Consider the following 26,909-nt stretch of genomic DNA (forward strand, 5'->3'; position numbering starts at 1 on the left):
TTCCAAAAGCCTTATTTACCATAAAATGGACGGCTTAGTGGAGAATATACATGCAACAAATGTTATCCGATGAAATGTTAGAGCTTATTTCTCAGCGCTTTCGCTTGCTGGCAGACCCAATGCGTCTGAAGATACTGCATCATCTACAGTCTGGGGAAAAGTCAGTTACAGAGCTGGTCACCGTTACCGGCGCATCTCAACCCAACGTATCAAAGCATTTATCAACATTGCGAACTCATGGCTTAGTGCGTCGTCGTCAAGAAGGGAATATGGCGTTTTTTTCCATCGGCGCTCCATTCATCTTCGAGCTATGCAACACAGTGTGCGACAGTATGAAGACTGAATTGGAACAAAAAAACGCTCTGCTAGCCGATAATAGCTAAACGACGCGCCTGCAGACGTCGAGGCAGGCATTGAATTAGTCGGAACTCGGCGGCAACGTCCAAAGAGTTCGGCCATTGTCAGCTGAACATTCAACCAAGCCACGCTCGCGCCACGTCGTTAAAATCCCATTAAACTGAGCACGTTCCACGCGCACATCATCCACCGCATGAGCGCCTTCGTGCTGCCCTAGAAGCAAAACGCTCATTTTGGGTGTTAACGAATTCTCAACCTGCGCTCGCAGACGCTCCTCACTGATGCCAAGACGTAGTAAAGGTAAAATCCCCTGCCACAGTTGGTCTTCTCGCACCTCTAGTGTTTGCCGCTGCAATGATAAATTGCCATTGCGGTAAACATTTGCCTGCAATAGCAAGTTAATTGTTTCTTTGCCTGGTGATTGAAAACTTTTTCTAGGTGTCGATACGGTTATCTTTGGCGCTGCTTTGAACGCAACAGGTATCGATATTTCTGGGGCTTTATCTTCTCGCACCCACGTTCCAGCGTTAGTGCGCTGCCAGCCTTGTAGTGTCGAATTAACATGAACTGACAATTCATCGCGTAAATGCCAAACACGGAACGGTACTTCTTTCATGAGGATAGCGTGAAAATCTGCCAGTCGACGAGCATCTTCTGATTGTCGTGAGCCATCGTGGGTATTCTTAATTAGCGCAACGACCGGCTTTTGCAATGAGCGCGCATGAACCAATTCTCGATGCTGATAACTAATCCCCGTTTGAGATATCTGACCGTACTCACTACCAAGAACAAACAGAAAAGCATCTGCCATTTCAATTTGCCGACGCACCAGAGCCCAATCGTATTCGACAATATCGTGCTGCCAAACCATGCCATTCGTAAGCATCCCAGCCGCAGCGCAAAGACGCTCACATTCAAACCGCTCAGGTGCGAGGGATGCTGAGCTGGCAATGTAAACTAGAAAATGGGAGTCCTTCTTTTTCATAGACGTCCGCGCTAACTCCGTATTGGTTGTTCATTCTTATTTTGTGTTCACTATACCAGTGGTAATAGCCCGATAACATAGACGAAGCCGCTTACAGTAATCCCTGCGCCTAATGTCGTTAACGCAATAGCGTTTGCGGTCAGTTTTACATCAGCCTTCATGGCCCCCGCCATAACGAAAGCCGCCGCAGCTGTAGGGCTGGCGAACATAAGCACAATGACGGCTAACTCTTCGTGGCGAAACCCTATACACCACGCAGCGCCCCCAACAAGCGAAGGCAATATCAGGAGTTTAAGCCCAACTATATGCCAAGTTAATCGATTAGCCTGTTTAAGAGCACTGGCGCTCAATGAAGCGCCAATGCCAATCAACGCCAATGGCAGAGTCATGGAAGCGAGTGCATTACCAGCTCGAGCAACCATCGTTGGAATCTCTAACCCGCTAACACTAAAAGGTACTGCCAACACAATGGCTATAATGAGCGGATTTTGAGCCATGGCAACCCACTGCTGTCGCCAATTAACCGCCTGCCCTTGCTGCGCTAGCACCCATACTGATAATAAATTATAAATGGGCGTTACCACCGCAAGGACGAGAGCACCAAGAACCGCTCCGGCATCGCCATAGGCATTGATGCAAAGCGCTAAACCAACAATTCCCAAGTTGCTACGAAACGAGGCTTGGACAAAAGCGCCATATTGCACCACGTTCACACCAACCAATGTCGCCCACCCGACCGCAGCAAAATAAGCAATTACAGCTGCCAAGGCGACAAATACTGTTAACTCTAAGTGCAGCTCAAGCTGAATATCCGCCGTTGCGATCGCCATAAACATCAATACCGGCAAAGAGACCCTAAATACCAACTTGGACGAAGCTTCGACAAAAGCGCTATCGACAATTCCTCGGTACTTTAGCCAAATTCCGAGCACCACCAACAGAATGACAGGCATCGTGGTTTCGAGGGTGAAAAGCAGTGTTTGCCAATACATCAGTTATTACATCCATTAAAGGCCGAATTTCAAAGCCGCTGGATTATACGACTTGTATGTCACCGGATACCAACCCGAGCGCGCCTGCGGTAGAATGGGCCTCAAATTGATAGAAGTAGCCTTATTATGTCCCGCAAGAAGAAAACCCGCTCACTCAGCCGCGTTCATGGCATCAAAACCGGCAGCATTTCTAAGCTCCAACGCGCAGAAGGCACCGATCGCCAAACCGGTAAGCGGGTAAAAAACAAAGTTAAATCTGTTTTCGATAAGTTTTTGGATGAAAATCCAGAAGCTAAGAAAGAGCTTATTCGCGAACAAGCGATCAAGGCCAAAGCCAGCTCCGACGCTAAAAATAAAGCGGCGAGCGAACTTAATGCAAAAATTCGTGCTGTACGTGAAAAGCAAGAAGCACGTCAGGCTGCACGCGCAGCAGCAGAAAAAGATGAACCAACCGATCTACTCGATTTGCTAGAGAAAAAAGATCTAGGTGACTTCTACTGATGCCAGTGTGGCAACACACTGGGCTCACGCTCGATTGCTACCCCAAAGTACCCGCGCACGTCAGCTTGCCTTGGGATGCAGCGGATGAGTATCTGCTTGAGCACTGCAATCACTCGGCATCGATAAGCACACTTCTGCTCAACGACCGTCATGGCGCCTTATCCTGCGCCCTACCTCATGCAGCAAGCTACAACGATAGCGCCAGTGGCAGAATTGCCACTCAGCGCAATCGAGCGCTCAACCATTTAGCCCAAGCCGACTTCGTAGATAGCCCAGTAATCGCTCAACAGGTGCTGATTAAGATTCCAAAAAACTGGGAGCAGCTCCTCGACCAACTGGCATTGATAACAGCAGTAGCACCAACAGCGACTGTGTATCTTGCAGGTATGGCTAAACATATCCCAGTATCTTGGTTGCAATGGCTAGAACAGAACGCCAGCCGCTATGTGCAGTACAAAATCGTCCGTAAAGCACGACTTATCGAGCTAACTCCTAGTGAGTCAATGCTAAACAGCAATGACCGTTTTAAAGGTTATAAAACCGAATCAGGTCTAAACCTAAGTGCACTGCCCGGCGTATTTGCCCGCCAACAAATGGATATTGGTACCCGCGTAATGCTTGAACATCTCCCTAACGTTATGACCGGCACTGTTTGTGATCTTGGCTGCGGCAATGGTTTATTAGCCTTGAGTATCAAACAAAAACACCCAGAAACTCGCGTCATCGCGACCGATGACTCACTACTGGCAGTTGAATCAGCCCGCAGAAACGCGGAGGTTAATGACTTAAGTATCGACGTGAGACACGGCAATATACTTCAAGCCGTTGAAGAATCTTTAGATTGGGTGGTCTGTAACCCGCCGTTTCATGACGGACACAAACAGTTGACCAACATAGCTGAAGCTATGTTTTTGCAGAGCCAGCAACAATTAAACCCCGGCGGCACATTACTAGTGATAGCTAATAGGCACCTACCCTATTTGGCCAAGCTTAAAAGTTTATTTGCGAGTGTTGATTCCTTATCGTCTGATAAACGCTTTGTCGTATATGAGTGTCGCAAGCGCAGCTAATAAACTCTACTGCGCTTTAAATCGAGCTGCCCCTTAGGTGCCATGCCGGCGAAACCCCTGTTCTGGCAACGAAACCATCGCCATATGAGCTGATATCCAGCGATATCCATTCGTACCAATATGAGTAAACCGTGCACATACAGCGGCCTGCGTTGCCGATACTCGGCGTATAGAATGAATTTGGCATTCGCCAGTTACGACTTGCCGCCCTTGCGGGGTTAGCAAACTTAACTCAATTGAAAATACCTTAAATCGCCCACACTCATCCCTAAGGCCTTGTGTTGTTTGAGGATCTAACACACATTCAAATCCCAATGGCGTTAACTCATCAACATCGACCTTAAAAGCACTTTCCGGCGTCTGGATATCAATAAACTTAATGTTCGTATTCATCGCATTTATTACACACCAATAGTTGTACAGTTATTAAACAATAGCGAAGCTTATTAAAAATGCAAAGTCAACGGCGATTTACAAGCATATATCAGCAATATTTTTCCATATGTGACCTATTTTGCATTTTATGACCTCTATATCAGCGACCACAAAAAAGATATGGACGACCACCTTAGCCAGAACCATAAATACCTTCCCCCTATATTGATTTGATATACATCACTATATGAAATGACTACCATAGCGGCACTTTTGACTCTCCTTTTGGTGCCCTTTTATGTTCAGCTCTTCAAGCGCCGTGGCGCGTTCTGCGATATGCACAGCCATCGCAAGCATCAATGAAGTACATGTTATTTTTTGGGGCGAGCATAACAATATCGATATCACCCCTTTTCAAAAACTAGTACGTAAGACTCTAAGCTTTTTATCCGGTGAGTTAAAATCCGAATCCAACTTGCAGCGGTTTTATGTCGAGTTTCAAGATTGGCGCGAAACATTAGAAGAAGATGACAGTCTTGCTTGGCGAATAACTGAGTTATGTTTTGCTAGCCTGAGCAGTGCTGTCGACTGCTTATTTGATCCGGAATGCGATGATCTTTCCCTTATCGAAAACACCCTATTCGGCTTATACGAAGAAATGGATGAATTAGGTGCCGATAGCGAGCCATTAAAAGAATACTGGTCTGCACTTAAAGACGAATGGCAAGAACAACTCAACGGCAAAACACAACGTCCGTTGCCACAGTTGTTTTTCCGCACTCTAAACGAAAGCGATGCCAGCCTATTTGGATTAGAACGCTAATCTCACACTCAACAAGCTGACCCAGATCAATGAGCCAAGTATAAAGCCGCCTAAAATTGGCGGCTTTTTGCTTCATGTGATCATTATGACTCCCGAACTCCTATCGCCAGCCGGTACGCTTAACAATCTCAAATACGCACTCGCCTACGGCGCAGATGCCATCTACGCTGGGCAACCACGCTACAGTCTGCGCGTGCGCAATAACGACTTTACGCTAGATAATCTCGCGACAGGTATCGACTACGCTCACGCTCGCGGTAAAAAACTGTACGTTGCCAGCAACATCGCGCCGCATAACAGCAAAGTCGCAACTTACATGCGCGACATTCAACCTGTGATCGAAATGAAGCCAGATGCGCTCATTATGTCTGATCCGGGTTTGATTATGATGGTGAAAGATAAATGGCCAGATACTGAGATTCACCTATCGGTCCAAGCCAACGTCGTCAATTACGCAACGGTTGAATTTTGGCGGCGTCAGGGCATCAGCCGCATAATTTTATCGCGCGAGTTATCACTGGATGAGATCGCGGACATTCGTGAACATAGCCCTGAAATGGAATTAGAGGTCTTTGTTCACGGTGCACTTTGCATTGCTTATTCTGGTCGCTGCCTGCTATCTGGCTATATGAATCACCGCGATCCAAACCAAGGCACATGCACCAATGCTTGCCGCTGGCAGTACCAAGCCCATGACGCGCAAGAAACCGATACTGGCAACATTATACCTACCGGTGTGAGCGAGTTTGATCCAACGCTAGGTATTGGCAAGCCGACGGATCGCATTGTGTTATTGCAAGAACCAAATCGTCCAAACGACTATATGCCGGCATTCGAAGACGAGCACGGCACCTACATTATGAATTCGAAAGACTTACGCGCGATTCAGCACATTCAAAAACTGGTTGAACTCGGCGTACATTCATTAAAAATCGAAGGCCGCACTAAGTCACACTACTACGTTGCACGAACAGCCCAAGCTTATCGCCAAGCAATTGATGATGCGGTAGCCGGACGTGGCTTTGACAACAACTTAATGGATACCCTCGAGAATATGTCCAATCGTGGTTATACCGAGGGCTTCTTTCGTCGTCACGTTCACGACGAACATCAAAACTATGAGCGCGGATCATCCATGTCGACAGGACAACAATTTGTCGGCGAAGTCATAGATGCTTCTGCTGACGAACTAATCGTAGAAGTAAAAAACCGCTTCGAAGTTGGCGACAGCATGGAGTTAATGACCACCGTTGGAAACATTTGCTTTACCTTAACAGCGATTTCATCAATGAATGGGCAGTTAAGAACAGATGCCCCGGGGTCTGGCTTTACTGTTCGCATTCCAAAACCCTCGTTTAACGCCAACGTATTTCCAATTCAGCGCGCCTTGCTCATTCGTAACCTGCCACAGCACGCAGGCTAATTCGTCGCAGCCCCTTCGCGGGGCTCACATTACACCTAACCCTTTGGAGAGCCACAGCCTGCGTGTTAGTATCCCCGCGCTCAAGATAACGATGACGCTTAGCACGCATATGTGCTGACGGTCGCTACACCACTTTATTGGATAAGCATCGCTCCCCTCATGACACAGATGAACTTGCTGCACATTGACGACGACATCATCATCATCAACAAACAATCTGGTTTATTGAGTGTTCCTGGTCGATACATTAAAGATTCTGCGGTATCACGCTTAGCTGAGCGTTATGGCGATATCTTAGTAATTCACCGCCTCGATCAAGACACATCAGGCATTCTTGTCTTTGCTCGAAACAAAGCTGCACTTACAGGTGTTCAGCAGCAGTTCGAAAAACAAACAACCCGCAAAGTCTATGAAGCTGTCGTGCTCGGTCGCGTTAAAGGCAATATGGGCTGTATCAATATGCCAATCATAGTCGACTGGCCGAACCGTCCATTACAGATGATCAGTCATACCGATGGTCGCTATGCGCTCACACGCTGGAATAAGATGGCTGAAGAAGATGGCAATACACGTATTGAGTTGCACCCAAAAACAGGGCGATCTCATCAACTACGCTTACATATGCAGCAAATAGGTCACCCAATCGTCGGCGATACGCTGTATGCCGGTGCAGGAGCCGAGTTGGAGCCCAGATTGAAATTACACGCCCGTGAACTGGATTTTCGCCACCCAGTAAGTGGCGAGTTATTTGAAATTGTTTGCCAGCCTGACTTCTAAACAGGCACCTTGCATCGTTAGAATTTAAAACGACGTATCAGCAACAGCAACACCATCACGAACATCAATAACCCCAACCCTACTAAGGTTGCGGCCATGCCACCAAACAATATGGGGGCCTTCATCATGGTGCTCATCAACGATTCTTGATAATAGAAAAACCACTGATGATTGTCCGGAAAGATCCACACATGCAGCTGATAAAACACAGCGGTTGGCCCGGCAATCAAAACGACCACGCCAACAAAAATCAACAACCCAACAAAGATACCAAGCTGCACCTTCCAGCGCGGACGCACTTTATGGATGCGCAGGATAATTAAGCCAGCCAATAATATAAGCAGTGCTATCGCTCCAGCGAGATCAAGCTTATCAATGAGATTAGCAACATCTTGCAAATGTACGATTTCGCTGTCGTGCAATAAGGCCTTGGTTTTACCAAATTTATCCGTGAACTGAATGTCTGCCAGCCCTTTACCGCCAGCATGCACCGCATCTGAAATTTGATTAAACAAATACACATGGTCTGCTTTGCTCAGGTCGTTTAGCCCGTGAATATACTTATTTCGAGGTCCATAATGATCTATGTGCTCGCCGATATCGTATACGTCATACCATATGTCATAGCTGTAATGCAGACGCTCATGGACATGCCAACTGGCCATCAAACTAACAAGTAATAGACTCAGGAGCACCACAAACCAAAGAGGCTGTCGCCAGCTCACGCTGAAGCACCTTCAACTTCAAGCCAGAATGCAGATATACACTCAGCAATCGCCGGAGCAGTACTTGCGTCGAGATGAAAGTGATGATGCCCAGAGCATTCAACAAACCGGCAATCATCAATGACACCCAAGCGATCTTTAAACATAGCTTCCGGTATTAAACCGTCCGCGGCACGAATAGCCATAACCGGTGCTTTAATCGCAGCCAAAGTTGCTCTCACTTGCGACTCGGTTAAGCGCAGACGAGAAGCAAGGCGTAAACGTGGGTCGGTAGACCACTCCAACTCACCCGGCTCACCACCAACTGCTGGCTGTAAATTGCGCTCAACCACAGGACCAATACATTCGCCAGTCAACACGCTAGAGCCGCGTAAACGAGCACTCAGAGCTTGATCAAAATCCGCAAATTTTCGGGATGGACGCACTAACTGTTGCTGTGCCAGCACACCCTCGCGTAATTGATTTGCCAGCCGATCCTCGGGGGTTGTTAGTGGCCCCGCTGCATCTAGCATAACGACAGACTTCACTAACTCCGGAAAAGCCGCACTAAGAAACATGGCGGTAGCACTGCCCATTGAATGGCTTAACAAGTGAATTGGCTGGCCGAATTGCTGGCATACCTGCCACAGAACATCGGTATAACCCCAGATAGAATAGTCAGCATCAGCACCCTTCCATGGTGATTTACCATGCCCAGGAAGATCTAGTGCAATGATTCGGTGATTTGAAAGCAAAGGGGCTAGAGCTGAAAAACTGGCGGCATTATCCAGCCAGCCATGCAGTGCAACGACAGGAACCCCTGCATGTTGCGAATGCCAATCTAAGCCGTGCAACCCCGACATCTGATCGGAAAACAACTGACTCATCCGAGCATTTCACGCAGTAGTTGATGAATCTGCTCAGCAGTATCTTCGGGATGTTCAAATGGAAACATATGACCTCCTGGCAACCAGCGTACCTTCATATTGAGTCGACTTTGCATATGGGCGCCATTCACGCGTCGAAAGATATCACTGTCTCGTCCCCCAATAACAGCACCAGGAACCATTAGATTATGTATGGGGCGAAGCGTGTGTGGAATAGATCGCCAGATACTAGCCTCAATCTCTGGGTTAAAACGCAACCTGAGACCGCCTTCAAATGGTTCCGTACCAGCTTTAACGTAGTCCATAAGGCAGCGTTCATCAAAACGTTTCATTAGCGTCTTGCCGCGGAAATAATCCATCGCTTCATCGAAGCTGGCCCATTCAGTGCGGCGTTCCTCAGTTCGGCGAATCGGCATAAAGCGTTCAATCAATCCAAATCGCTTAGCGAACTGCAATCCTCTAGCTTGAACTGTGGTTAGCAATGGTGAATCCAACATGACGAAGGCTTTAACAAGATCAGGGCGTTTGAATGCCACCATCATGCTTAGGACGCCACCCAATGAGTGTCCTACGGCAATCACGGGCTGCTGATACTGCGTCTCAAAATAATGGATAAGTTCGCGTTCAAGATGAGGCCAGTTATCCGTCACAGGAAACAAAGGGTTGTGACCAAATCTATCAGTGTGTCGGACATCGTAATGCGGCGCCAAAAAGCTAGCAATCGTGTCGTAGCTGCCGCCGGGAAAGCCATTGGCGTGAGATAGGTGAAGAATGTCTTTCATAATACGTTCGAGTGACTACTGCAAAGCTACAAAGCTGTTAACCTAGCGCCTGTACCCAATATCGACAAGGTGAATTTACGGCTAGAATCAGTTAGTTAAAGCCATATGGTAAAGCAACACAGGAATTACAGTACTTACTCGACGCACCCTGGATACCAAACTGCGCTCACTTGCATACAGCCAGCAGCGTAGACATCCCCCTCAAGTACCCAGCACTCTCCTGTCGACCAAGGCTGATCAAGCACCTGCCCCTCAACCAGCAAAGAGGCCACCCTTCCGACCAGCGGCAGATGAGAAACAATAATCACATCGCTAGTGAGTTGAGTTAATAGCTCAACAGCTAACTGCGCCGATGTATCAGGAGTCAGTACTTCTTGCAATGCGGGTTCTGGCAAACCGACTTCATCACAGATATGTTCAGCCGTTTGTCGCGCCCGAATATACGGGCTCGACAAAACTTGCGCAGCGGTAAAGTCACGAGAGCGAAGCCATTTCCCAGCAGCGACTGCCTGATCATGCCCCTGCGGCTGAAGAACGCGCTCAGCATCCAAGTCGCCTCCAGGAACCGCCGCGCCGTGCCTTACAATAACTAAACGCATAGCTTAATCCGCGTCAGGCCAATCTTGGAAAGGATAAGGCTTATCCTCGCTAGCACCCGACAGGTAGTGAACCACCTGTGCCAAGTACTTTCCTAAGGAGCTACCAAAATCTCTTAGCGCATGATTCGGCTCACCACTAACGAGCTGAAACCCCCATTGTGCAATCGTTAGCAACAACAGCACTAAATCCAGCACTCGATACACCACAAAAAAACCAACCAGATACAACGTCTTTAACCAAAAGGCATCAGACGCCACACTTTTTTTCAATTCGCTCATGTTCTACTCGTTTTAAATTTCATGTTTAGGCAATGCAAACTCAACGTCAGATGCATAATCACCCGTCATCAAGCCTTGGGCGACATCCTTAGGTTGCGCTCCGTTAAACAATATTTCATAAGCGCCCATAACCAGCGGCATATAAATATCAAGCTCAATTGCTCGCGCTCGCACATACTTCAGAGTATTCACCCCCTCTGCAACCTCACCCAGTTCTTTTATCGCATCCTCGAGGGTCTTGCCTTGACCTATGGCATAACCAACGCGGTAATTACGACTGAGGGGCGACATACAGGTCACTACAAGATCGCCAACACCAGCCAGACCTAAGAAAGTTAATGGGTTAGCACCAAGTGCGACCGCAAAGCGACTCATCTCAGCCAGCGAGCGAGTAATAATCATACTCTTAGTATTTTCACCCATCCCAAGCGCCGCAACGAAACCAGACACGATGGCATAAATGTTCTTCAAAGCGCCACCTAGCTCCACACCATAAAGGTCGTTCGAAGCATAAACTCGGAAGTAGCTACAGCTAAGAGCATCTTGAACATTGCGTCGCAACTCACTGTTTTCACTAGCAATTACAGTTGCCGCCAATTCCCTTTTACCAATCTCCTTGGCGAGGTTAGGCCCACTTAACACACCAACTGGGTTGTTTGGGCAAATTTCCGCCAACACCTGACTCATCAACAAAAAGCCATCATGCTCAATACCTTTCGTTGTACTGATTAGTGCTTGTTCTGGTTTTAGTTCTGCCGCAAACGATGTAACGACTTGGCGCACCGAATGACTAGGTACCGACACAAAAATAACATCGGCGTCTTTTACTGCTGCAAGTAAATCGGTAGTCGCTTTCAGTTCGGGATTAAGTGCTACCCCAGGAAGATAATCCGGATTGGTGTGACTTGTATTGATGGCGCTTGCAACAACTTCGTTGCGCATCCACTGCACTGTTTGAATTTGATTGTCTGCCAAGATATTGGCCACAACCGTGCCAAAGCTACCGCCGCCAATCACCGCTGCGCGCTGGATATCCACATAACCCCCTATGAAAAACGCCGAGCCTATCGACGATAAAAGAACTTCAACCTACGTTGGTATTAGCTATGACTGCGATCCGATTCTAGCGAATCGACGAGTTCTTTGAATGTGTTTTTGTTTTTCTCGTTCAAACTCATCAGCACTCGATGAGCGGCGATAACTTGCTCGCGCGCCTCATCCTCACACAATGAATCTGCCACCCACTCCTGAAAGCTTGCTTCGTCTTTAAAAGGCTCATCAACAATATGAAAAACCTGATCAAAACCCATGCTGAGCAATATTCGAGTGATACCAGGATTCGGGCTCGAAATAGTCGGAACAATTCCGAAACGGTCACGGCACAAAATAGAAATTTTAGCGATTTGTCCCAAGGTCGTACTGTCGACGCCATCCGCAGCCGACAAATCAACGATAACGTTATCGAAATCAGGACGCGCTAAAATGTCGTCCAGATAGCGCTCTAGTGTGGAACATAGATTCAGACGCACATCTCCCAATAAGCGGATAATGTGCATGCGCTGGTGAAAAGCGACTTGTACCCTACCTGATGTCATAACTTGCCTCGGCTTATACTCGCCATCGCAATATCATCGGGGACCTCAAGATCCTCGTTGAGACCGAGCATGTTGCCCAGCTGCTCAAGACCACCTTTGCTTGCCGACGTGAGTCGCAACAAAGAAGCCTCCTTATCATTCAAGGACGATTCTTTCATGATTTCCAGTATTCCGTCAGAAAAGAGCAAAAGATTGAAGTTTTCTGGCAACGTCATCTCATAATCTAGATATTCGGCCTCAGGGAAAAGCCCCACTGGCATACCACGCCCTTCCAAATACCGACTACCTTCATCCGTCACGAGAACCGGCATCGGGAAATGCCCGCCAACACTGTAACGCAACGAGTTAGTTCGGGTGCAGAACACGCCATAAAACATGGTTAAGTGCTTTTCTAGCTCAGACGCTAATAGCTCGCCATTGATGCGATCAAGCACCTGTGAGGGATACAACAAATCGCTGCTGGAACCACGGTGAAAGTTCCGGCGTAAGCGATAGGTGAGATTTTTGAGCAAAACCGTCACGAAAGCCGATGAGGCGCCATGCCCGGATACATCCGCAATGTAAAATACGATGCGATTTTCATCAAGCTCAAAGTAATCGAGAAAATCCCCGCTTAACAACAGCGACGGTATAATGCGATGTTCGCAATGCAAGCCATCAAAATCGAGAGGGTCTGGCAACATACGCAATTGCGCTTGTCGACCCGCAAGCTGGTCGGCTCTGAGCTCTTCTAAGCCAAGGCGCAGCTCACGATTGTTTTTTTCAAGATGATCGCGGTAAGCACTGTTTTCAGCCTCTAGCTGACTGCGTTCTAATGCTTTACGCACTGAATGCTGCAACACTTCCAGATCCATGATGGGCTTAACGAGGTAGTCCTCCGCGCCTAAACGCAAGGCACGGACGACGTCATCCATAACCCCTGCACCAGAGACGACAATCACTGGTAAATCAGGTTGTTTGGACTTTATTCGCTCTAACAACTCAATGCCGTTCATTCCCGGCATTTTAAGATCACAGATTACCGCATCGACGGTTTGATGGCTCAACAGTTCCCATGCATCAGCGGCACTGGCCGCACTCAGCATGTCGTAGTCGCAATCATCTAAGTACGCAAAAATACTATCGCGAACCGTTGAATCATCGTCAATGACCAGCACTTTTGCGGCCATTCGTGTCTCCCAACACCTACACAATGGGCGAACACTAACGCCATCTGCTCGGCCTTGCAATGCTTTAGCAACCTTTGTCGTAACTGCTGCAAATGACTGTATTTTTGGCACGAAGGATGCTGCAATTTCAGAAGTATGATTTTACGTCGGTTTTTCGACATCCTATCAGGAGCTATTGCATGAGCTATAACGCCCGCCAATATCAAGAAAAACGTCATTTCATTCGTATGCAAATCGACGCCCCCGCCAGCCTCCGCTTAAGCAGCGGTGAAGAAATCGACCTAACCTGCTTAGATCTAAGTAGCTGCGGCGTGCAATTGCAGAGTGATAAGCCGCTTCCATTGGGTGCTTCAGCTGAACTGTGTCTCAGCAGTTGTGGTGGCCCCGTGGCGCCGCTGTCAGCAAAAATCAAACTTTGCCGACACGAGTCCATCTCTGATAGCGAATACCGCACAGGTGCGGTGATAGAGAGCTTTCTGTAGAACTCGCAACTAGAGTCATTACCCAACTGTTACCGTAGGTATCATTGGGTAATGGCTTTGTAAGCTAATAATCCGCGCAAAAACAAAAAAACCGGCTATTGCCGGTTTTTCGCACTACATTTTCACTCGCAGTAGAGCTTATTTAAAATAAGCATTGTCCGCTTTCGTATGATCGGTGACATCACGCACCGCAGTGATCTCTGGGATCTTAGCAATCAAACTCGCCTCAACCCCATCCTTGAGGGTCATGTCGACCGCACTGCAGCCCTGACAACCGCCGCCAAACTTCAAAACCGCAACACCATCTTCAGTAAACTCAACCAAGCTGACATCGCCACCGTGAGCGGCCAAACCTGGATTAATTTCGGTGTACAACAAATAATTAATGCGTTCTTCGACTGGGCTATCGGCATTCACTTTCGGCATCTTGGCGTTTGGCGCCTTGATGGTTAGCTGACCACCCATGCGATCTTTAGCAAAATCAATCAACGACTCTTCCAAATAAGGAATGCTCATCGCTTCAACATACACAAGCAACTTAGCCATTTCTTGGATGACATCATTTGCGCTAACCTCTTCAGGTCGGCAATAAGCTAGGCAAGTTTCTGCATGGCGAGTCCCTGGCTGGGTGATGAAAATACGAACAGCCATCCCCGGTACGCTCTGTTTGTCGAGCAGCGATGCCAAGTACTCTTCTGCATCCGGAGTAATGGTTACGTAAGTTGTCATGTGGTACCCCTCTAAATAATGCCTGCATTGTACCTGATTCGACGCCTTCTACGAAATACCCTAGCAAAACAGTTGGGTAAGACAACCTGTTCTGGCTCTGCTACAATTCGTCGCCTTTTTTACATCGTTTAAATATTGAACCGTTACCATGAGTCAGCTTAAGCCTATGTCTGCCAATCTCACTGAACTACGCCAAGCCCGAATCGCGCAATTGAAACGCAATATGCTTGAGCGCATCCATATTCTTGACGGCGGCATGGGGACGCTTATTCAGTCGCACCAGCTTGAAGAAAAAGACTATCGTGGTGTGCGCTTTGCCGACCTTCACCAAGAAGTGAAAGGCAATAACGACCTATTGGTACTGACTCAGCCTGAAATCATAGCCGGTATTCATCGCCAATATTTTATGGCCGGTGCCGATATTGTTGAGACCAACACGTTTAACTCAACTCGTGTTTCTCAAGCCGACTACCACCTACAAGACTTAGTGGTCGAACTTAACCGTGAAGCCGCCGCCCTAGCGCGTCGTGTGGCGGAAGAAGTTGAAGCTGAAACAGGTATTCCACGCTACGTGGCTGGGGTTTTAGGACCAACCAGTAAAACGGCCTCAATTTCTCCTGATGTGAATGACCCCGGCTACCGCGCCATTACATTCGATCAATTGGTAGAAGAATACATTGAAGCAACCGAAGGCCTAATGGCGGGCGGTGCCGATCTTATTTTGATCGAAACGGTATTCGATACACTGAATGCTAAAGCAGCGATATTTGCAGTGCAGGAAGTGTTTGAGCGCTGCGGCGAAGAGTTGCCGATCATGATTTCTGGCACTATTACCGACGCCAGTGGCCGTACACTAACCGGTCAAACAGCAGAAGCCTTCTGGAACTCAGTCGCTCATGCTAAGCCTTTAACCATCGGCTTAAACTGTGCGCTAGGCGCCGAAGAGCTGCGTCCACATATCGAAGAATTATCGAATAAGGTTTCAACCTTCATTTCTGCACACCCCAATGCGGGTTTGCCGAATGAATTTGGTGAATACGACCAGTCAGCTGCAGACATGGCGGTTATCGTTGAAGAGTTCGCTTCCAGTGGCTTCTTAAACATCATCGGCGGTTGCTGTGGCACGACTCCGGCGCACATCAAAGCCATTGCTGATGCTGTTAAAAAACACAAGCCGCGCGTGATTCCGGACATCAAACCGGCGTGCCGTTTAAGTGGTCTAGAGCCATTTAACTTCGACGAAACTAGCTTGTTCGTTAACGTCGGCGAACGTGCCAACGTCACCGGCTCCGCCAAATTCAAACGTCTGATCATCAATGAAGATTACGATGAAGCCCTGAGCATTGCCCGCCAGCAAGTTGAGAGCGGCGCACAAATCATCGACATCAACATGGATGAAGGCATGCTGGATTCCGAAGCAGCTATGGTGCGCTTCCTAAACCTAATTGCCTCAGAGCCCGATATCTCGCGCGTGCCTATCATGGTTGATTCCTCTAAATGGGAAATCATTGAAGCCGGCCTTAAGTGCATTCAGGGCAAAGCGGTTGTGAACTCGATCTCGCTAAAAGAAGGCAAAGAAGAGTTTATTGCTAAAGCCAAGCGTTGCATGCGCTATGGCGCAGCGGTTGTGGTAATGGCATTCGACGAGAAAGGCCAAGCCGATACCGAAGCGCGCAAAAACGAAATTTGTGAGTTGTCTTATCGTATTTTGGTAGATGAAGTTGGCTTTTTACCAGAAGACATTATTTTCGATCCAAACATATTCGCCGTGGCCACCGGTATCGAAGAACACAACAACTACGCCGTTGATTTCATCAACAGCTGTAAATTCATTACCGACAACCTGCCCCACGCTAAGATCTCCGGCGGCGTCAGTAACGTGTCCTTCTCGTTCCGTGGGAACGAGCCTGTCCGTGAAGCAATTCACTCGGTATTCCTGTATCACGCCATTCAAAATGGCATGAGCATGGGGATCGTTAACGCTGGTCAGCTAGCGGTATACGATGACCTGCCAGCCGAATTAAAAGAGCGTGTTGAAGATGTCATCCTTAACCGTCGCGAAGACGGTACTGATCGCATGCTTGAAATTGCGGAAAAATACCGCGGCGATGGCTCAGTCAAAGAAGAAGAAACTCAAGAATGGCGTAATCTTCCGGTACGCGAACGCTTAACTCATGCCTTAGTAAAAGGCGTAAACACCTTCGTCGTTGAAGACACCGAAGAAGCGCGGCACCAGTTTGCTCGCCCAATTGAGGTGATTGAAGGCCCGCTTATGGATGGCATGAACGTGGTCGGAGACCTATTTGGTTCCGGCAAAATGTTCCTACCGCAAGTTGTTAAAAGCGCGCGCGTAATGAAGCAAGCGGTTGCCTACCTATTACCATTTATCGAAGCTGAAAAAGACGGCAAGTCTGAAACTCAGGGAAAGATTCTGATGGCAACGGTAAAAGGTGACGTGCACGATATCGGCAAGAATATTGTTGGCGTGGTCCTGCAATGTAACAACTTCGAGGTAATTGACCTCGGTGTTATGGTGCCTGCAGAAAAAATCCTGAAAGTCGCCAAAGAAGAAAACGTCGATATTATTGGCCTTTCTGGTTTGATCACCCCATCACTGGATGAAATGGTTCACGTCGCGCGTGAAATGCAACGCCTTAACTTCCATTTGCCATTGATGATTGGTGGTGCAACCACCTCGAAGGCCCATAACGCCGTTAAAATCGAGCCACAATACAAGAACGACATCGCTGTTTATGTTGCCGATGCATCACGAGCAGTGGGTGTTGCGCAAAAACTGGTCAATCCACAAGCTAAGATCGACTTTATTGCCGAGCTGCGCGAAGAGTACGAAACAGTGCGCGCACGCAACGCCAATCGCAAACAAAAGGCGCTTTTGCCTTACGAAACCGCGATCAGCAAAGGCTATCAAGGCGACTGGGATAATTATCAGCCACCGGCACCTCTAAAACCTGGCATTCATGTATTCAGCGATTTCGACTTAGCCGATTTAGTGAAGTACATCGACTGGACGCCGTTCTTCTTCTCATGGGAGCTGGCGGGCAAATTCCCGCGCATTCTTGAAGACGAAGTGGTGGGCGAAGCGGCAACTAACCTTTTCAAAGACGCTCAAGCCATGCTGAAACGCATCGTCGATGAGAAGCTCTTCAATGCTCGCGCCGTTGTCGGCATATGGCCAGCACAGCGTCGCGGCGCAGATGATTTGGTGGTATTCAACGAAGATGGCAGTGAAGAAATTGCGATACTTCACCACTTACGTCAGCAAACCGATAAACCAAATGCCCAGCCGAACTATTCACTGGCAGATTTCGTGGCACCAGAAGGTACTAAGCAAGACTACATTGGCGGTTTTGTGGTGACCTCCGGCATTGAAGCCGAAGAGCTGGCCAAGCGCTATGACAAAACCCACGATGATTACAACAGCATCATGATCAAGGCGTTGGCTGATCGTTTGGCCGAAGCATTTGCTGAGCGCATGCATGAAATTGTGCGCAAAGAGATCTGGGGCTATGCCGCCGATGAGAAACTCAGCAATGAAGAGCTAATTAAAGAAACCTATAAAGGTATTCGTCCGGCACCGGGCTACCCTGCCTGCCCAGACCACACCGAAAAGGCAACCTTGTTCCGCCTTCTGAATGCTGAGCAACATACCGGCGTCAATCTCACCGAGAACTTCGCCATGTATCCAACTGCGTCGGTTAGCGGCTGGTATTTCTCTCATCCGGAGGCGAAATACTTTGGCCTAGGCAAGATCGATAAAGATCAGGTGACTAGCATTGCCGAACGCAAAGGAATGGAACTCGACACCATGGAACGTTGGCTATCGCCTAACCTTAGTTACGATAGATAATGACGACTCGCGCCATACATCTACTTACCCGTGCCAGCGGCGTAAGTAGAGATCGTTTGGATCGAATTCTAGTCATTGGCTTACCGATTATCGGTGGCATGGTGTCACAAAGCGTCATCAATTTAATCGATGCGCTGCTAGTCGGTAGGATTAGCGGCACGGCGCTAGCAGCGGTCGGTATTGGCAGTTACGCCAGCTTCATCATTGTCTCTATGATGATGGGATTATCCGCTGCGGTGCAGGCCATTGTATCGCGACATTTCGGTGCCAAGCGTTACCAGCAAATGACCGAACCTATGTTGGCAGGCTTGTTTCTGACTATCGTGGTCGGAATACCCTTTACTCTGCTATTTATCGGGATATCCCCAAGCTACCTCGGGCTTTTTACCCGCGATCAAGCCGTTCTAGATATTGCCATTCCTTATTTCGATTGGCGCACTGCGGCGTTGGCATTCGTAGGCATGGGCTTTGTCTTTCGTGGTTTCTGGAGTGGCATTGGCGAATCAAAGATTTACCTTAAAATCTTACTTTTCATGCACGCAACCAACGCGATTGTTAGCTACTTTCTTATGTTCGGCCTGAGTGAATTTCTCGGCCCAAACACATGGCAAGGCCTAGGGACTGTAGGTTCTGGCATTGGCACAGCCGTCGCGACAACCTTGGCGGCTGTGGTCTTTTTTTGGGTCACTTTTTTTCACCATACAGAACGATTTAGTCTCAGCCTACCAACCAAAAGCACTCTACTTCAGCTTAGTCGTTTGGCCCTGCCGAATTCTATTCAGCAGACGCTATTCGCTCTCGGTACCGGCTGCCTATTCCTGATCATCGGAATGATTGGCACCAAAGAACAAGCCATCGGCCATATTCTGACGCAATTACAGTTACTGCTCATTTTACCCGCCGTAGGCTTGGGTATCGCAGGGGCTAGTTTGGTTGGGCAAGCGCTAGGGCAAGAGCACAAAGAGAACGCTTATCGCTGGGGAATTGATGTTGCGCGAGTAGCGATTATCATTTTAGGCCTACTTGGCTTACCTATGTGGATAGCGCCCGAATGGGTACTGCGTATATTCACAGCCGACAAAGAGTTAATTGCTTTAGGAGCGTGGCCGCTGCGAATCATAGGTCTGAATATCGTTCTTGAAGTCGCAGCCATTACCTTAACCCAGGCACTCCTAGGAGCAGGCGCGAGCCGCAAAGTATTAAAAATAAATTTACTCATGCAGTGGGGAGTATTCTTACCCCTCGCCTATCTCATAGGCCCCGTTTTAGGCTATGGACTCACTGGAATCTGGTTGCTTCAAGCGCTGCAACGTATTACGTTATCGGCAATTTACGGGTTTATTTGGCGCGCGCGCCATTGGGCCCACATTAGCGTATGATCTGACTTGTTGAGCCTGCCTCATGCCATTACGTTTTCCCGCAGAACACCCATCCGCTTATCAACATCTATCCCCCGTCATTGCGCATCGAGGCGCTAGCGGTTTAGCACCAGAAAATACGGCTGCAGCGATTGAGCTGGCAGCGCAGCAAGGCGCTCATTGGGCAGAGGTGGATGTCACCATATCGGCAGACGGCATCGCCGTCATATTTCACGACAACGACGTGAATCGCTGCACGGATGGACGCGGCTTAGTTATTCAGCAAACACTAGCACAATTAAAAACACTGGATGCAGGCAGTTGGTTTTCGCCCTTTTATGCCAATCAGCGTATTCTCACGCTCACTGACTTATTAGCCCTAGCGAACCAACTAGAGCTAAACCTGAATCTAGAAATTAAACCGACGATTGGCCGCGAAGTAGAGACGGTTTGGGCAATGGCCAAAGCCCTGCAGCAAGTACCGTTTGAACACACCTTATTATTTAGCAGTTTTAATATGCTAGCCCTATCGGCGGCACAGCAACATTTACCCGATATCACTCGCGCATTGAACGTTGAGGCGATTCCAAGAGATTGGCAACAACGCCTAGAAGATACTGGCAGTACCGGTTTGCACTTTGCTGCGGATTTTTTTGATCCAGTGGCCGTGGCGGACATTCATGCCGCCGGAACCCCCATGGCGGTTTATACGGTCAATGACCACGAAACCGCGCAAAAGTTATGGAAAGCCGGTGTAAAAGCAGTATTTACCGACTATCCCGAGCGCTTATTGCTCCTCCCACTTCCGACAGACCACCACTAAGCCAGCAATCCCTATTCGTTCGGCTTTTCCGATAACGAATATAGGAAAATACTGATTTTCAGGATAGCCAAGCTTTGGTAAGGTGCGCAGCAATTACAATACTCAATAATGGCAACCGATTATTATGTACGTTTATGATGAGTACGATCAGCAACTGCTGAACGAGCGCGTCGCCCAGTTTAAAGGGCAGATGGAGCGCTACTTAGATGGCAAAATCGCCGACGACGAATTCTTACCGCTGCGTTTGCAAAACGGTATTTATGTTCAACGCTACGCACCTATGCTGCGCGTCGCTGTGCCTTATGGTCAGCTAAACAGTGCGCAAATGCGCGCATTGGCCAAGGTAGCACGCGATTACGATAAGGGTTACGCCCATTTCTCTACTCGTCAAAACGTGCAATTCAACTGGCCAGCCCTGCCGGACTGTCCGCAGATTCTTGCTGATTTAGCACAAGTGCAAATGCACGCGGTGCAAACCAGCGGCAACTGTATTCGTAACACCACTACCGACGAGTATGCGGGTGTTATTGCCGAAGAAATTACGGATCCCCGTCCTTATTGTGAAATCATTCGCCAGTGGTCAACATTCCATCCTGAATTCGCGTTTTTACCGCGCAAGTTCAAGATTGCGGTCAACGCCGTACCCGGTGAAGACCGTGCGTCTATCGCTATGCACGATATCGGCATCAATATCGTTAAAAACGCAGCCGGCGAAATCGGCTACCGCGTTTTGGTTGGCGGCGGCCTAGGTCGTACTCCGATCCTAGGAACAGAAATCCGTGAGTTCTTAGCGGAAGAAGACTTGCTGACCTACCTAGATGCTGTTATTCGCGTTTACAACCAATTTGGTCGTCGCGATAACAAGTACAAAGCCCGTATTAAGATTCTAGTGAAAGCACTCGGCATTGAGCGCATGCGTGAGCTAGTTGAAGACGAATGGGATCGCATCAAAGGCGGTGAAGGTAAACTGACTCAAGCTGAACTTAATCGTGTTAAAAAGCACTTTGTTGATCCTGCGTACAAAGCCTTGACTAACGATCCTGCCGAGCTAGTTGCAGCGCGCGAAGAAAACGCAGCGTTTGCGCGCTGGTTGGGTCGCAACGTGCGTGCGCACAAGCAAGCCGGTTACGCCATTGTTACGCTAACGTTAAAACAAATTGGTACACCGCCGGGCGATGTCACAGCTGAGCAGCTAGATCAAATTGCGCAGTTATCTGACGACTACAGCTTTGGCGAATTGCGCTCTACTCACCAACAGAACTTAGTTCTGCCCGATGTTGAACAAACCGAGTTATTTGGTTTATGGCAGAAATTAAAAGCTTTAGGCTTAGCTACTCCAACACTGGGTTTGCTAACCGATATGATCTGCTGCCCAGGCGGCGATTTCTGTGCCCTAGCCAATGCGAAATCCATCCCAGTTGCGGAAGCCATTCAGGCGCGCTTCGAAGATGTTGATTACCAGCATGACCTTGGCGAAATCGATCTAAATATCTCAGGCTGTATGAATGCCTGCGGTCACCACCACATTGGCCATATCGGTGTTTTGGGTGTTGATAAGAAAGGTGAAGAGTTCTATCAAGTATCACTCGGTGGCAATTCTGGCGGTAACGCCGGTGATGCATCAGCATCTATTGGTAAGATCCTCGGGCCTTCGTTTGCACGTGCAGATATGCCTGATGTCATTGCCAAAGTACTCGACTTCTATGTAGCTCAACGCATTGATGGAGAAAGCTTCCTAGAAGCATACCGTCGTATTGGTCACGATTCATTCAAGGAGGCCGTCTATGGCAAAGCTGCTTAACACCCAAGCCAAACTGGCTGACGACGCCACTTTGAACACGATTACGCTGACTCAATGGCAAGAAGAGAAAGATGCGCTGCTGTCTTCAGGTGAGGCCCTTCATCTGTTTCTCGACAGCGGCGATACCGCCGATTTAATCGGTGCTGACAGCAAAGCGTTCGCGAGCATTAGCATTAACTTCCCTAAGTTCAGCGATGGCCGTGGCTACTCAGCGGCGCGCTTGCTGCGTGAACGCTATGGCTATACTGGCGAATTGCGTGCAGTGGGTGACGTATTGATAGATCAGCTCTTCTTCATGAAGCGTTGTGGCTTCGACACCTTTGCTTTACGCGATGATCAGGAAGTCGATGTTGCCTTGGCGGCATTCGGCACCTTCTCTGTTTGTTATCAAAATGACGTAGCAGATCAGCGTCCGCTGTTCCGTCGTCGTTAATTAGCCAGTTATCAAAGCTGCCTAATCAATCCATGTAGTCGTTATTCATAACGATTACATGGATTCTCTTCTGCGTCTGCCATACTCTCTTATTCTATAAACTAACTGTCTTACGCAGGGAGCTACATGCAGCAAGACATTGTTTTTTCGTTCTTTTTGATTTTCGCCGGTGCCATGGTGCTAGCGACCATTGCGTTATACACCCGCCAACCCGTTCTTATTGCTTATATCGCTCTTGGCGCGATTGCTGGTCCTTTTGGAATGGGCTGGATAGAACACCCTGACGCGCTGACCGATATGGCTCATATTGGCATTATCTTCTTACTCTTTTTACTTGGCCTCGATATGCAGCCATCGGCCCTTTTTGCGGTTCTGAAGAAAGCCATGCTGGTTGCACTCGCCAGCTCTGCCATTTTCTTTGCCGCAGGCTTTGGGCTCACACTTGCATTTGGCTTTAGCGAGATGGACGCCATTATCGTCGGCCTCGCCTTTATGTTTTCGAGCACCATCATTGGCTTAAAGTTACTGCCAACCACCGTGCTGCATCATAAACACGTCGGCGAACTGATGATTGGCTTATTGCTAATCCAAGATATGCTCGCTATTTTCACGCTTATTTTACTCGGCGTTTTAGAAGGCAACTCAAGCATGCCGGTATGGCAGCCGTTTGTGGCATTGCCACTGCTAGCCGTGGGCTGTTACTTGATTGTAAAGATGGTCTTACTGCCGCTAATCATGCGCTTTGACCGCTATCACGAATACTTATTCATACTTGCTATCGGTTGGTGCTTAACCGTCGCTGAAGGCGCGAAACTGGTTGGTTTAACCCATGAGATTGGTGCTTTCATTGCTGGCGTCACCCTTGCGACGAGCCCCATCGCGCAATTCATCGCCATTAGCTTAAAACCTTTACGGGACTTCTTTCTCGTGATGTTCTTCTTCACCTTAGGTGCCGGAGTAAACTTTGGTTTGCTGGGGGATGTCTGGCTACCAGCCTTAGTATTAGCGGCAGCGGTGTTGATTATCAAACCGATAAGCTTCCGCTACCTACTCGGTAATTTGAGCGAGCGCCCGCAACTTGCCTGGGATGTAGGTTTTCGATTGGGCCAGATCAGCGAATTCTCGCTACTGGTGGCTTTTGTCGCGCTGCAAAGTCAACTGTTGAGCGAACAGGGTTCACTACTCATACAAGCAACAGCCATCGTCACTTTCGTAATTTCGAGCTATATAGTGGTGTTCAGCTATCCCAACCCAATTGCTGTTAGCGATAAACTTAGACGAGATTAATGGCGAGATATTACTGAGGCTCAAGTCCAACCTACAGCTGGGATATTTCTCTGTAGGTTGGTTTGAAAAGAGATAGAACGAGATTTAAAACAAAAATGCCTCGTCGTTATTCGGCGTTTAAATCAACACGATAACGACCCACACCTTGGCCATTGAGTACTTTGGTTAATATACCAGCAAGCTCGCTGCGCGCGACATTTGTGGTCATTGTTTCTAAGCCCGCTAGCTTCCACTCTGCAGCCGCTTTATTCAGCACGAGTTGCTTTTCTGCCTGCGGAATTTCCACTGAGTCGACGCCTAGAAGGCTGACACCACGAAGAATAAATGGGAATACGCTTGCCTCAACTTTAACGCCTGCAATCATGCCGCAAGTTGATACTGCACCTTCTGGCATAATTTGTGGGATCAAGGCCGAAACCATATCTCCTCCCACCGTATCTAGTGCCGCCTGATACAGAGGCTTGGCCATCGCTTTTCCTTTCAGCGCCATGACTTCATCGCGCCCTATCACACGATTAGCGCCCAGCTCTTTAAGCCAAGCTTCTTGCTCAGCTTTACCCGACAACGCCACCACGTCATAACCAAGCTTAGCGAGCAAAGCGACAGCAACAGAGCCTACGCCACCGGTAGCGCCAGTCACAATCACAGGTCCCTTGCTTGGCTGCATGCCTGCGCGTTCTAATTTCTGTACGCTAAGAGCCGCGGTAAAGCCAGCCGTCCCCCAAGCCATTGTTTCAGCTGCTGATATACCGGCAGGCTTAGCCAAGACCCAAGCGCTAGGAACACGAATGCGTTGGCCGTAACCACCTTCAGTATTCATACCTAGGTCATAACCAAATACAACTACCTCGTCACCAGCTTTAAAAGCAGCATCCGTACTGCTAACCACAACGCCCGCAGCATCAATACCCGGGGTATGCGGAAACGCACGAGTAACGCCCTTATTGCCGCTCGCGGACAACGCGTCTTTATAGTTAACCGACGAGTACTGAACATCGATCAAAACGTCACCAGCTGGCAGTTGATCATCTTCGCGCGACTCCCAAGTGGCAGTCATTCCCGATTCAGTTTCAGTCACGCGATATGCGAGGAAGGTCATATTCAATCCTTATTTAGCCTTTGCTTTGCATTTGATTCTGCAAAGAAGTTAATACACGAGTCACTGCACGCTCAAAGCCAACTTGCACAGCAAAGCCTAGCTTCTCTTGCAGCGTCTTCTTAAATTCATAACGCACTGTGTAGACATCAGCATTGTCACAAGCAGCAACTAGATAGTCGTCGCTGGTACCAACTTCGTCTATTAGCTTATGGTCGATAGCTTGAACGCCGTACCAAATATCACCCGTTGCCACAGCCTCAATATCAACACGCGGGCGATGATGTTTAACATGGTGTTTAAAAAGATCGTGAGTTTCTTCCAGGTCCGCCTGAAACTTCTCTTTAGCTTTATCGGTATTTTCACCAAACATAGTAACGGTGCGCTTGTACTCACCAGCCGTAAACAACTCATAATCTACGTCGTACTTTTTCAGCACTTTACTAAAGTTCGGCAATTGAGCGACAACGCCAATTGAACCTATGATGGCAAAAGGCGCGGCAACGATGCGATCGGCCAAACATGCCATCATGTAACCGCCACTAGCAGCAACCATATCGACACACACTGTAAGATGTATGCCACGATCACGAATACGCTTAAGTTGTGATGCGCCAAATCCATAAGAATGCACCATGCCGCCGCCGCTTTCTAAGCGCACGACAACCTCATCATTCTTTTCCGCCAGCGTAAGAATAGCCGTGATCTCTTTGCGCATCAGTTCGACGTCGCTAGCGCGAATATCACCATCAAAATCGATGACATATACACGCTTCTTACGAGCTACTGCTGGGTCTGGTGCTGTTTTAGCAAGCTTCTTTTCTTTCTTCTCTTTTTCTTTGTCTTCTTTCTTGCGTTGTTTTTCTAACGCTTTGAGCTCGCCTTCACTGCTAACGGCGTACTCTAGCTGGTCTTTATTATCTTCCAGCTCTTCATTGACCTTTTTGATAACCAACTCGCCGTCCGATGACTTCTTATTCCGTGCAGCGATACTCACAATACCGCCGACTAAAATCAGAACCGCGACAACTAAGGTAACAACCTTTAGTAAAAATGAACCGTACTCGGCTAGGAATTCCACATTCAAACCCTTTATAAATGCAAATAGTCCGCCAGCATAACCGAACCGCAGCTGGGTACAAGTTCAAGAACAGCCGAAACTAATTGTTTCATGCGCAATCGCGTAATTCAGCCGTTGATCGCAAACCCAACTGTCTTAACGGGTTAAATCAAACAATCGTATGAATTTTCGTTGACACATTTTGAGAGGAAACATAGAGTTGTGCAGTCTGACTACAGACGTTGTCATAACAGGATGCTGAACTCTGTAACATCTCAGCTGATCTCCTGTTTAATGAAGCAAACTATAGGAAAACCTTATGTCATCTGCTGCTGAAATCATTGAACAAATGAATGCAAAATTCAATCCTGCCGCTGCTGCTGGTTTGGATCTGATCTTCCAATTCAATATCGAAGATGCTGACACGTATCACCTGATCGTTAAAGACGGCACTTGTGCAGTAGCTCAAGGCGAATCTGATGATGCTAACGTTACCCTGATCATGAACAGCGAAACGTTCAAAGGCATCGCTTCTGGCGAAACTGACGGCATGATGGCTTTCATGTCTGGTCAACTGCGCGTTGAAGGCGACATGATGTTAGCAACCAAACTGGGCGAATTGTTCCCAGCTTAATAGCTAACAACAAAAAAGGG

At 48.2% G+C, this 26,909-nt stretch carries 28 protein-coding genes; 14 read left to right on the top strand and 14 right to left on the bottom strand.

Features of this window, described 5'->3' with window-relative positions:
* Nucleotides 1-50 precede the first annotated feature (50 nt).
* Nucleotides 51-383 carry an ArsR/SmtB family transcription factor gene (locus TOL_RS08735; RefSeq protein WP_015486957.1) on the top strand — a complete coding sequence of 111 codons (333 nt, stop codon included), beginning with the start codon at nt 51-53 and terminating at the stop codon, nt 381-383.
* 35 nt (nt 384-418) lie between these two features.
* Here TOL_RS08735 and TOL_RS08740 read toward each other — a convergent pair whose 3' ends face one another.
* Together TOL_RS08740 and TOL_RS08745 are read right to left on the bottom strand one after the other, a co-directional pair.
* Nucleotides 419-1,342, bottom strand: a complete 924-nt coding sequence (locus tag TOL_RS08740; protein ID WP_015486958.1) for a DUF4062 domain-containing protein — start codon at nt 1,340-1,342, stop codon at nt 419-421.
* A 50-nt stretch (nt 1,343-1,392) separates the two neighbouring features.
* On the bottom strand, nt 1,393-2,334 hold the full coding sequence (locus TOL_RS08745; protein ID WP_015486959.1) for an AEC family transporter: 942 nt from the start codon (nt 2,332-2,334) through the stop codon (nt 1,393-1,395).
* A 126-nt stretch (nt 2,335-2,460) separates the two neighbouring features.
* Between TOL_RS08745 and TOL_RS08750 the strand changes: the two genes are divergently transcribed.
* Nucleotides 2,461-2,835, top strand: coding sequence for a hypothetical protein (locus tag TOL_RS08750; protein ID WP_015486960.1), 375 nt, complete (start codon nt 2,461-2,463; stop codon nt 2,833-2,835).
* On the top strand, nt 2,835-3,905 hold the full coding sequence (locus TOL_RS08755) for a class I SAM-dependent methyltransferase (protein ID WP_015486961.1): 1,071 nt from the start codon (nt 2,835-2,837) through the stop codon (nt 3,903-3,905). Before TOL_RS08750 ends, TOL_RS08755 begins: the two co-directional genes overlap by 1 nt.
* Nucleotides 3,906-3,938: 33 nt before the next feature.
* Here TOL_RS08755 and TOL_RS18955 read toward each other — a convergent pair whose 3' ends face one another.
* The gene (locus tag TOL_RS18955; protein ID WP_015486962.1) at nt 3,939-4,298 is read right to left on the bottom strand and encodes a hypothetical protein; all 360 of its coding nucleotides are present in this window, start codon (nt 4,296-4,298) and stop codon (nt 3,939-3,941) included.
* Between the two features lie 280 nt (nt 4,299-4,578).
* Here TOL_RS18955 and TOL_RS08760 point away from each other — a divergent pair, with 280 nt between their 5' ends.
* From TOL_RS08760 to TOL_RS08770, 3 genes are all read left to right on the top strand, one after another.
* A complete protein-coding gene (locus TOL_RS08760; protein WP_015486963.1) occupies nt 4,579-5,103 on the top strand; it encodes a hypothetical protein in 525 nt (174 codons plus the stop codon).
* Between the two features lie 85 nt (nt 5,104-5,188).
* Nucleotides 5,189-6,526 carry a prephenate-dependent tRNA uridine(34) hydroxylase TrhP gene (gene trhP / locus TOL_RS08765; protein ID WP_015486964.1) on the top strand — a complete coding sequence of 446 codons (1,338 nt, stop codon included), beginning with the start codon at nt 5,189-5,191 and terminating at the stop codon, nt 6,524-6,526.
* Nucleotides 6,527-6,685: 159 nt separating this feature from the next.
* Nucleotides 6,686-7,303 carry an RluA family pseudouridine synthase gene (locus tag TOL_RS08770; RefSeq protein ID WP_015486965.1) on the top strand — a complete coding sequence of 206 codons (618 nt, stop codon included), beginning with the start codon at nt 6,686-6,688 and terminating at the stop codon, nt 7,301-7,303.
* A gap of 17 nt (nt 7,304-7,320) precedes the next feature.
* Here TOL_RS08770 and TOL_RS08775 read toward each other — a convergent pair whose 3' ends face one another.
* From TOL_RS08775 to TOL_RS08810, 8 genes are all read right to left on the bottom strand, one after another.
* Complete coding sequence (locus tag TOL_RS08775; RefSeq protein ID WP_041588458.1) at nt 7,321-8,028, bottom strand: lipoprotein intramolecular transacylase Lit; 708 nt, start codon at nt 8,026-8,028, stop codon at nt 7,321-7,323.
* Nucleotides 8,025-8,894, bottom strand: a complete 870-nt coding sequence (locus TOL_RS08780; RefSeq protein WP_015486967.1) for an alpha/beta fold hydrolase — start codon at nt 8,892-8,894, stop codon at nt 8,025-8,027. Before TOL_RS08780 ends, TOL_RS08775 begins: the two co-directional genes overlap by 4 nt.
* On the bottom strand, nt 8,891-9,676 hold the full coding sequence (locus tag TOL_RS08785; RefSeq protein ID WP_015486968.1) for an alpha/beta fold hydrolase: 786 nt from the start codon (nt 9,674-9,676) through the stop codon (nt 8,891-8,893). The genes TOL_RS08780 and TOL_RS08785 overlap by 4 nt, the downstream gene beginning before the upstream one ends.
* A gap of 134 nt (nt 9,677-9,810) precedes the next feature.
* The gene (sixA, locus tag TOL_RS08790; RefSeq protein ID WP_015486969.1) at nt 9,811-10,275 is read right to left on the bottom strand and encodes a phosphohistidine phosphatase SixA; all 465 of its coding nucleotides are present in this window, start codon (nt 10,273-10,275) and stop codon (nt 9,811-9,813) included.
* A 3-nt stretch (nt 10,276-10,278) separates the two neighbouring features.
* Nucleotides 10,279-10,554 carry a DUF4389 domain-containing protein gene (locus tag TOL_RS08795; protein ID WP_015486970.1) on the bottom strand — a complete coding sequence of 92 codons (276 nt, stop codon included), beginning with the start codon at nt 10,552-10,554 and terminating at the stop codon, nt 10,279-10,281.
* Nucleotides 10,555-10,566: 12 nt separating this feature from the next.
* Nucleotides 10,567-11,592: an NAD(P)H-dependent glycerol-3-phosphate dehydrogenase gene (locus tag TOL_RS08800; RefSeq protein WP_015486971.1), complete on the bottom strand. Its 1,026-nt coding sequence runs from the start codon at nt 11,590-11,592 to the stop codon at nt 10,567-10,569.
* 62 nt (nt 11,593-11,654) lie between these two features.
* Nucleotides 11,655-12,149, bottom strand: a complete 495-nt coding sequence (locus TOL_RS08805) for an STAS domain-containing protein (RefSeq protein ID WP_015486972.1) — start codon at nt 12,147-12,149, stop codon at nt 11,655-11,657.
* Entirely contained in the window at nt 12,146-13,318 is a 1,173-nt protein-coding gene (locus tag TOL_RS08810; RefSeq protein WP_015486973.1) for a SpoIIE family protein phosphatase, read from the bottom strand. The genes TOL_RS08805 and TOL_RS08810 overlap by 4 nt, the downstream gene beginning before the upstream one ends.
* 179 nt (nt 13,319-13,497) lie before the next feature.
* On the opposite strand from TOL_RS08810, the gene TOL_RS18325 reads away from it, so the two are divergent.
* The gene (locus tag TOL_RS18325) at nt 13,498-13,800 is read left to right on the top strand and encodes a PilZ domain-containing protein (protein WP_015486974.1); all 303 of its coding nucleotides are present in this window, start codon (nt 13,498-13,500) and stop codon (nt 13,798-13,800) included.
* A gap of 138 nt (nt 13,801-13,938) precedes the next feature.
* On the opposite strand, the gene nfuA is transcribed toward TOL_RS18325, so the two are convergent.
* A complete protein-coding gene (nfuA, locus tag TOL_RS08820; protein WP_015486975.1) occupies nt 13,939-14,529 on the bottom strand; it encodes a Fe-S biogenesis protein NfuA in 591 nt (196 codons plus the stop codon).
* A 148-nt stretch (nt 14,530-14,677) separates the two neighbouring features.
* Here nfuA and metH point away from each other — a divergent pair, with 148 nt between their 5' ends.
* The 6 genes from metH (at nt 14,678) to TOL_RS08850 (ending at nt 24,099) form a co-directional block, all read left to right on the top strand.
* Entirely contained in the window at nt 14,678-18,397 is a 3,720-nt protein-coding gene (gene metH / locus TOL_RS08825) for a methionine synthase (protein ID WP_015486976.1), read from the top strand.
* Nucleotides 18,397-19,776, top strand: coding sequence for an MATE family efflux transporter (locus tag TOL_RS08830; RefSeq protein ID WP_015486977.1), 1,380 nt, complete (start codon nt 18,397-18,399; stop codon nt 19,774-19,776). Before metH ends, TOL_RS08830 begins: the two co-directional genes overlap by 1 nt.
* Nucleotides 19,777-19,798: 22 nt before the next feature.
* Nucleotides 19,799-20,578, top strand: a complete 780-nt coding sequence (locus tag TOL_RS08835) for a glycerophosphodiester phosphodiesterase family protein (protein WP_015486978.1) — start codon at nt 19,799-19,801, stop codon at nt 20,576-20,578.
* A 124-nt stretch (nt 20,579-20,702) separates the two neighbouring features.
* Nucleotides 20,703-22,379: a nitrite/sulfite reductase gene (locus TOL_RS08840; RefSeq protein ID WP_015486979.1), complete on the top strand. Its 1,677-nt coding sequence runs from the start codon at nt 20,703-20,705 to the stop codon at nt 22,377-22,379.
* On the top strand, nt 22,363-22,812 hold the full coding sequence (locus tag TOL_RS08845) for a DUF934 domain-containing protein (protein ID WP_015486980.1): 450 nt from the start codon (nt 22,363-22,365) through the stop codon (nt 22,810-22,812). Before TOL_RS08840 ends, TOL_RS08845 begins: the two co-directional genes overlap by 17 nt.
* Before the next feature lie 126 nt (nt 22,813-22,938).
* On the top strand, nt 22,939-24,099 hold the full coding sequence (locus TOL_RS08850; protein ID WP_015486981.1) for a cation:proton antiporter: 1,161 nt from the start codon (nt 22,939-22,941) through the stop codon (nt 24,097-24,099).
* 106 nt (nt 24,100-24,205) lie between these two features.
* Here TOL_RS08850 and TOL_RS08855 read toward each other — a convergent pair whose 3' ends face one another.
* Complete coding sequence (locus TOL_RS08855) at nt 24,206-25,198, bottom strand: YhdH/YhfP family quinone oxidoreductase (RefSeq protein ID WP_015486982.1); 993 nt, start codon at nt 25,196-25,198, stop codon at nt 24,206-24,208.
* Nucleotides 25,199-25,211: 13 nt separating this feature from the next.
* Nucleotides 25,212-26,276: a protease SohB gene (gene sohB, locus TOL_RS08860; protein ID WP_015486983.1), complete on the bottom strand. Its 1,065-nt coding sequence runs from the start codon at nt 26,274-26,276 to the stop codon at nt 25,212-25,214.
* A 298-nt stretch (nt 26,277-26,574) separates the two neighbouring features.
* Between sohB and TOL_RS08865 the strand changes: the two genes are divergently transcribed.
* On the top strand, nt 26,575-26,889 hold the full coding sequence (locus tag TOL_RS08865; protein WP_015486984.1) for an SCP2 sterol-binding domain-containing protein: 315 nt from the start codon (nt 26,575-26,577) through the stop codon (nt 26,887-26,889).
* Nucleotides 26,890-26,909: the final 20 nt, after the last annotated feature.

It is taken from the genome of Thalassolituus oleivorans MIL-1 (assembly GCF_000355675.1).
Taxonomy (GTDB): domain Bacteria; phylum Pseudomonadota; class Gammaproteobacteria; order Pseudomonadales; family Oceanobacteraceae; genus Thalassolituus; species Thalassolituus oleivorans.

Coding starts and splice junctions, on each gene's coding strand:
- TOL_RS08840 (WP_015486979.1), top strand. CDS start 20,703: ATGTACGTTTATGATGAGTACGATCAGCAACTGCTGAACGAGCGCGTC.
- TOL_RS08835 (WP_015486978.1), top strand. CDS start 19,799: ATGCCATTACGTTTTCCCGCAGAACACCCATCCGCTTATCAACATCTA.
- TOL_RS08750 (WP_015486960.1), top strand. CDS start 2,461: ATGTCCCGCAAGAAGAAAACCCGCTCACTCAGCCGCGTTCATGGCATC.
- nfuA (WP_015486975.1), bottom strand. CDS start 14,529: ATGACAACTTACGTAACCATTACTCCGGATGCAGAAGAGTACTTGGCA.
- TOL_RS08770 (WP_015486965.1), top strand. CDS start 6,686: ATGACACAGATGAACTTGCTGCACATTGACGACGACATCATCATCATC.
- trhP (WP_015486964.1), top strand. CDS start 5,189: ATGACTCCCGAACTCCTATCGCCAGCCGGTACGCTTAACAATCTCAAA.
- metH (WP_015486976.1), top strand. CDS start 14,678: ATGAGTCAGCTTAAGCCTATGTCTGCCAATCTCACTGAACTACGCCAA.
- TOL_RS08865 (WP_015486984.1), top strand. CDS start 26,575: ATGTCATCTGCTGCTGAAATCATTGAACAAATGAATGCAAAATTCAAT.
- TOL_RS08805 (WP_015486972.1), bottom strand. CDS start 12,149: ATGACATCAGGTAGGGTACAAGTCGCTTTTCACCAGCGCATGCACATT.
- TOL_RS08780 (WP_015486967.1), bottom strand. CDS start 8,894: ATGAGTCAGTTGTTTTCCGATCAGATGTCGGGGTTGCACGGCTTAGAT.
- TOL_RS08735 (WP_015486957.1), top strand. CDS start 51: ATGCAACAAATGTTATCCGATGAAATGTTAGAGCTTATTTCTCAGCGC.
- TOL_RS08760 (WP_015486963.1), top strand. CDS start 4,579: ATGTTCAGCTCTTCAAGCGCCGTGGCGCGTTCTGCGATATGCACAGCC.
- TOL_RS18955 (WP_015486962.1), bottom strand. CDS start 4,298: ATGAATACGAACATTAAGTTTATTGATATCCAGACGCCGGAAAGTGCT.
- TOL_RS08855 (WP_015486982.1), bottom strand. CDS start 25,198: ATGACCTTCCTCGCATATCGCGTGACTGAAACTGAATCGGGAATGACT.
- TOL_RS08845 (WP_015486980.1), top strand. CDS start 22,363: ATGGCAAAGCTGCTTAACACCCAAGCCAAACTGGCTGACGACGCCACT.
- sixA (WP_015486969.1), bottom strand. CDS start 10,275: ATGCGTTTAGTTATTGTAAGGCACGGCGCGGCGGTTCCTGGAGGCGAC.
- TOL_RS08740 (WP_015486958.1), bottom strand. CDS start 1,342: ATGAAAAAGAAGGACTCCCATTTTCTAGTTTACATTGCCAGCTCAGCA.
- TOL_RS08785 (WP_015486968.1), bottom strand. CDS start 9,676: ATGAAAGACATTCTTCACCTATCTCACGCCAATGGCTTTCCCGGCGGC.
- TOL_RS18325 (WP_015486974.1), top strand. CDS start 13,498: ATGAGCTATAACGCCCGCCAATATCAAGAAAAACGTCATTTCATTCGT.
- TOL_RS08755 (WP_015486961.1), top strand. CDS start 2,835: ATGCCAGTGTGGCAACACACTGGGCTCACGCTCGATTGCTACCCCAAA.
- TOL_RS08810 (WP_015486973.1), bottom strand. CDS start 13,318: ATGGCCGCAAAAGTGCTGGTCATTGACGATGATTCAACGGTTCGCGAT.
- TOL_RS08795 (WP_015486970.1), bottom strand. CDS start 10,554: ATGAGCGAATTGAAAAAAAGTGTGGCGTCTGATGCCTTTTGGTTAAAG.
- TOL_RS08850 (WP_015486981.1), top strand. CDS start 22,939: ATGCAGCAAGACATTGTTTTTTCGTTCTTTTTGATTTTCGCCGGTGCC.
- TOL_RS08745 (WP_015486959.1), bottom strand. CDS start 2,334: ATGTATTGGCAAACACTGCTTTTCACCCTCGAAACCACGATGCCTGTC.
- TOL_RS08830 (WP_015486977.1), top strand. CDS start 18,397: ATGACGACTCGCGCCATACATCTACTTACCCGTGCCAGCGGCGTAAGT.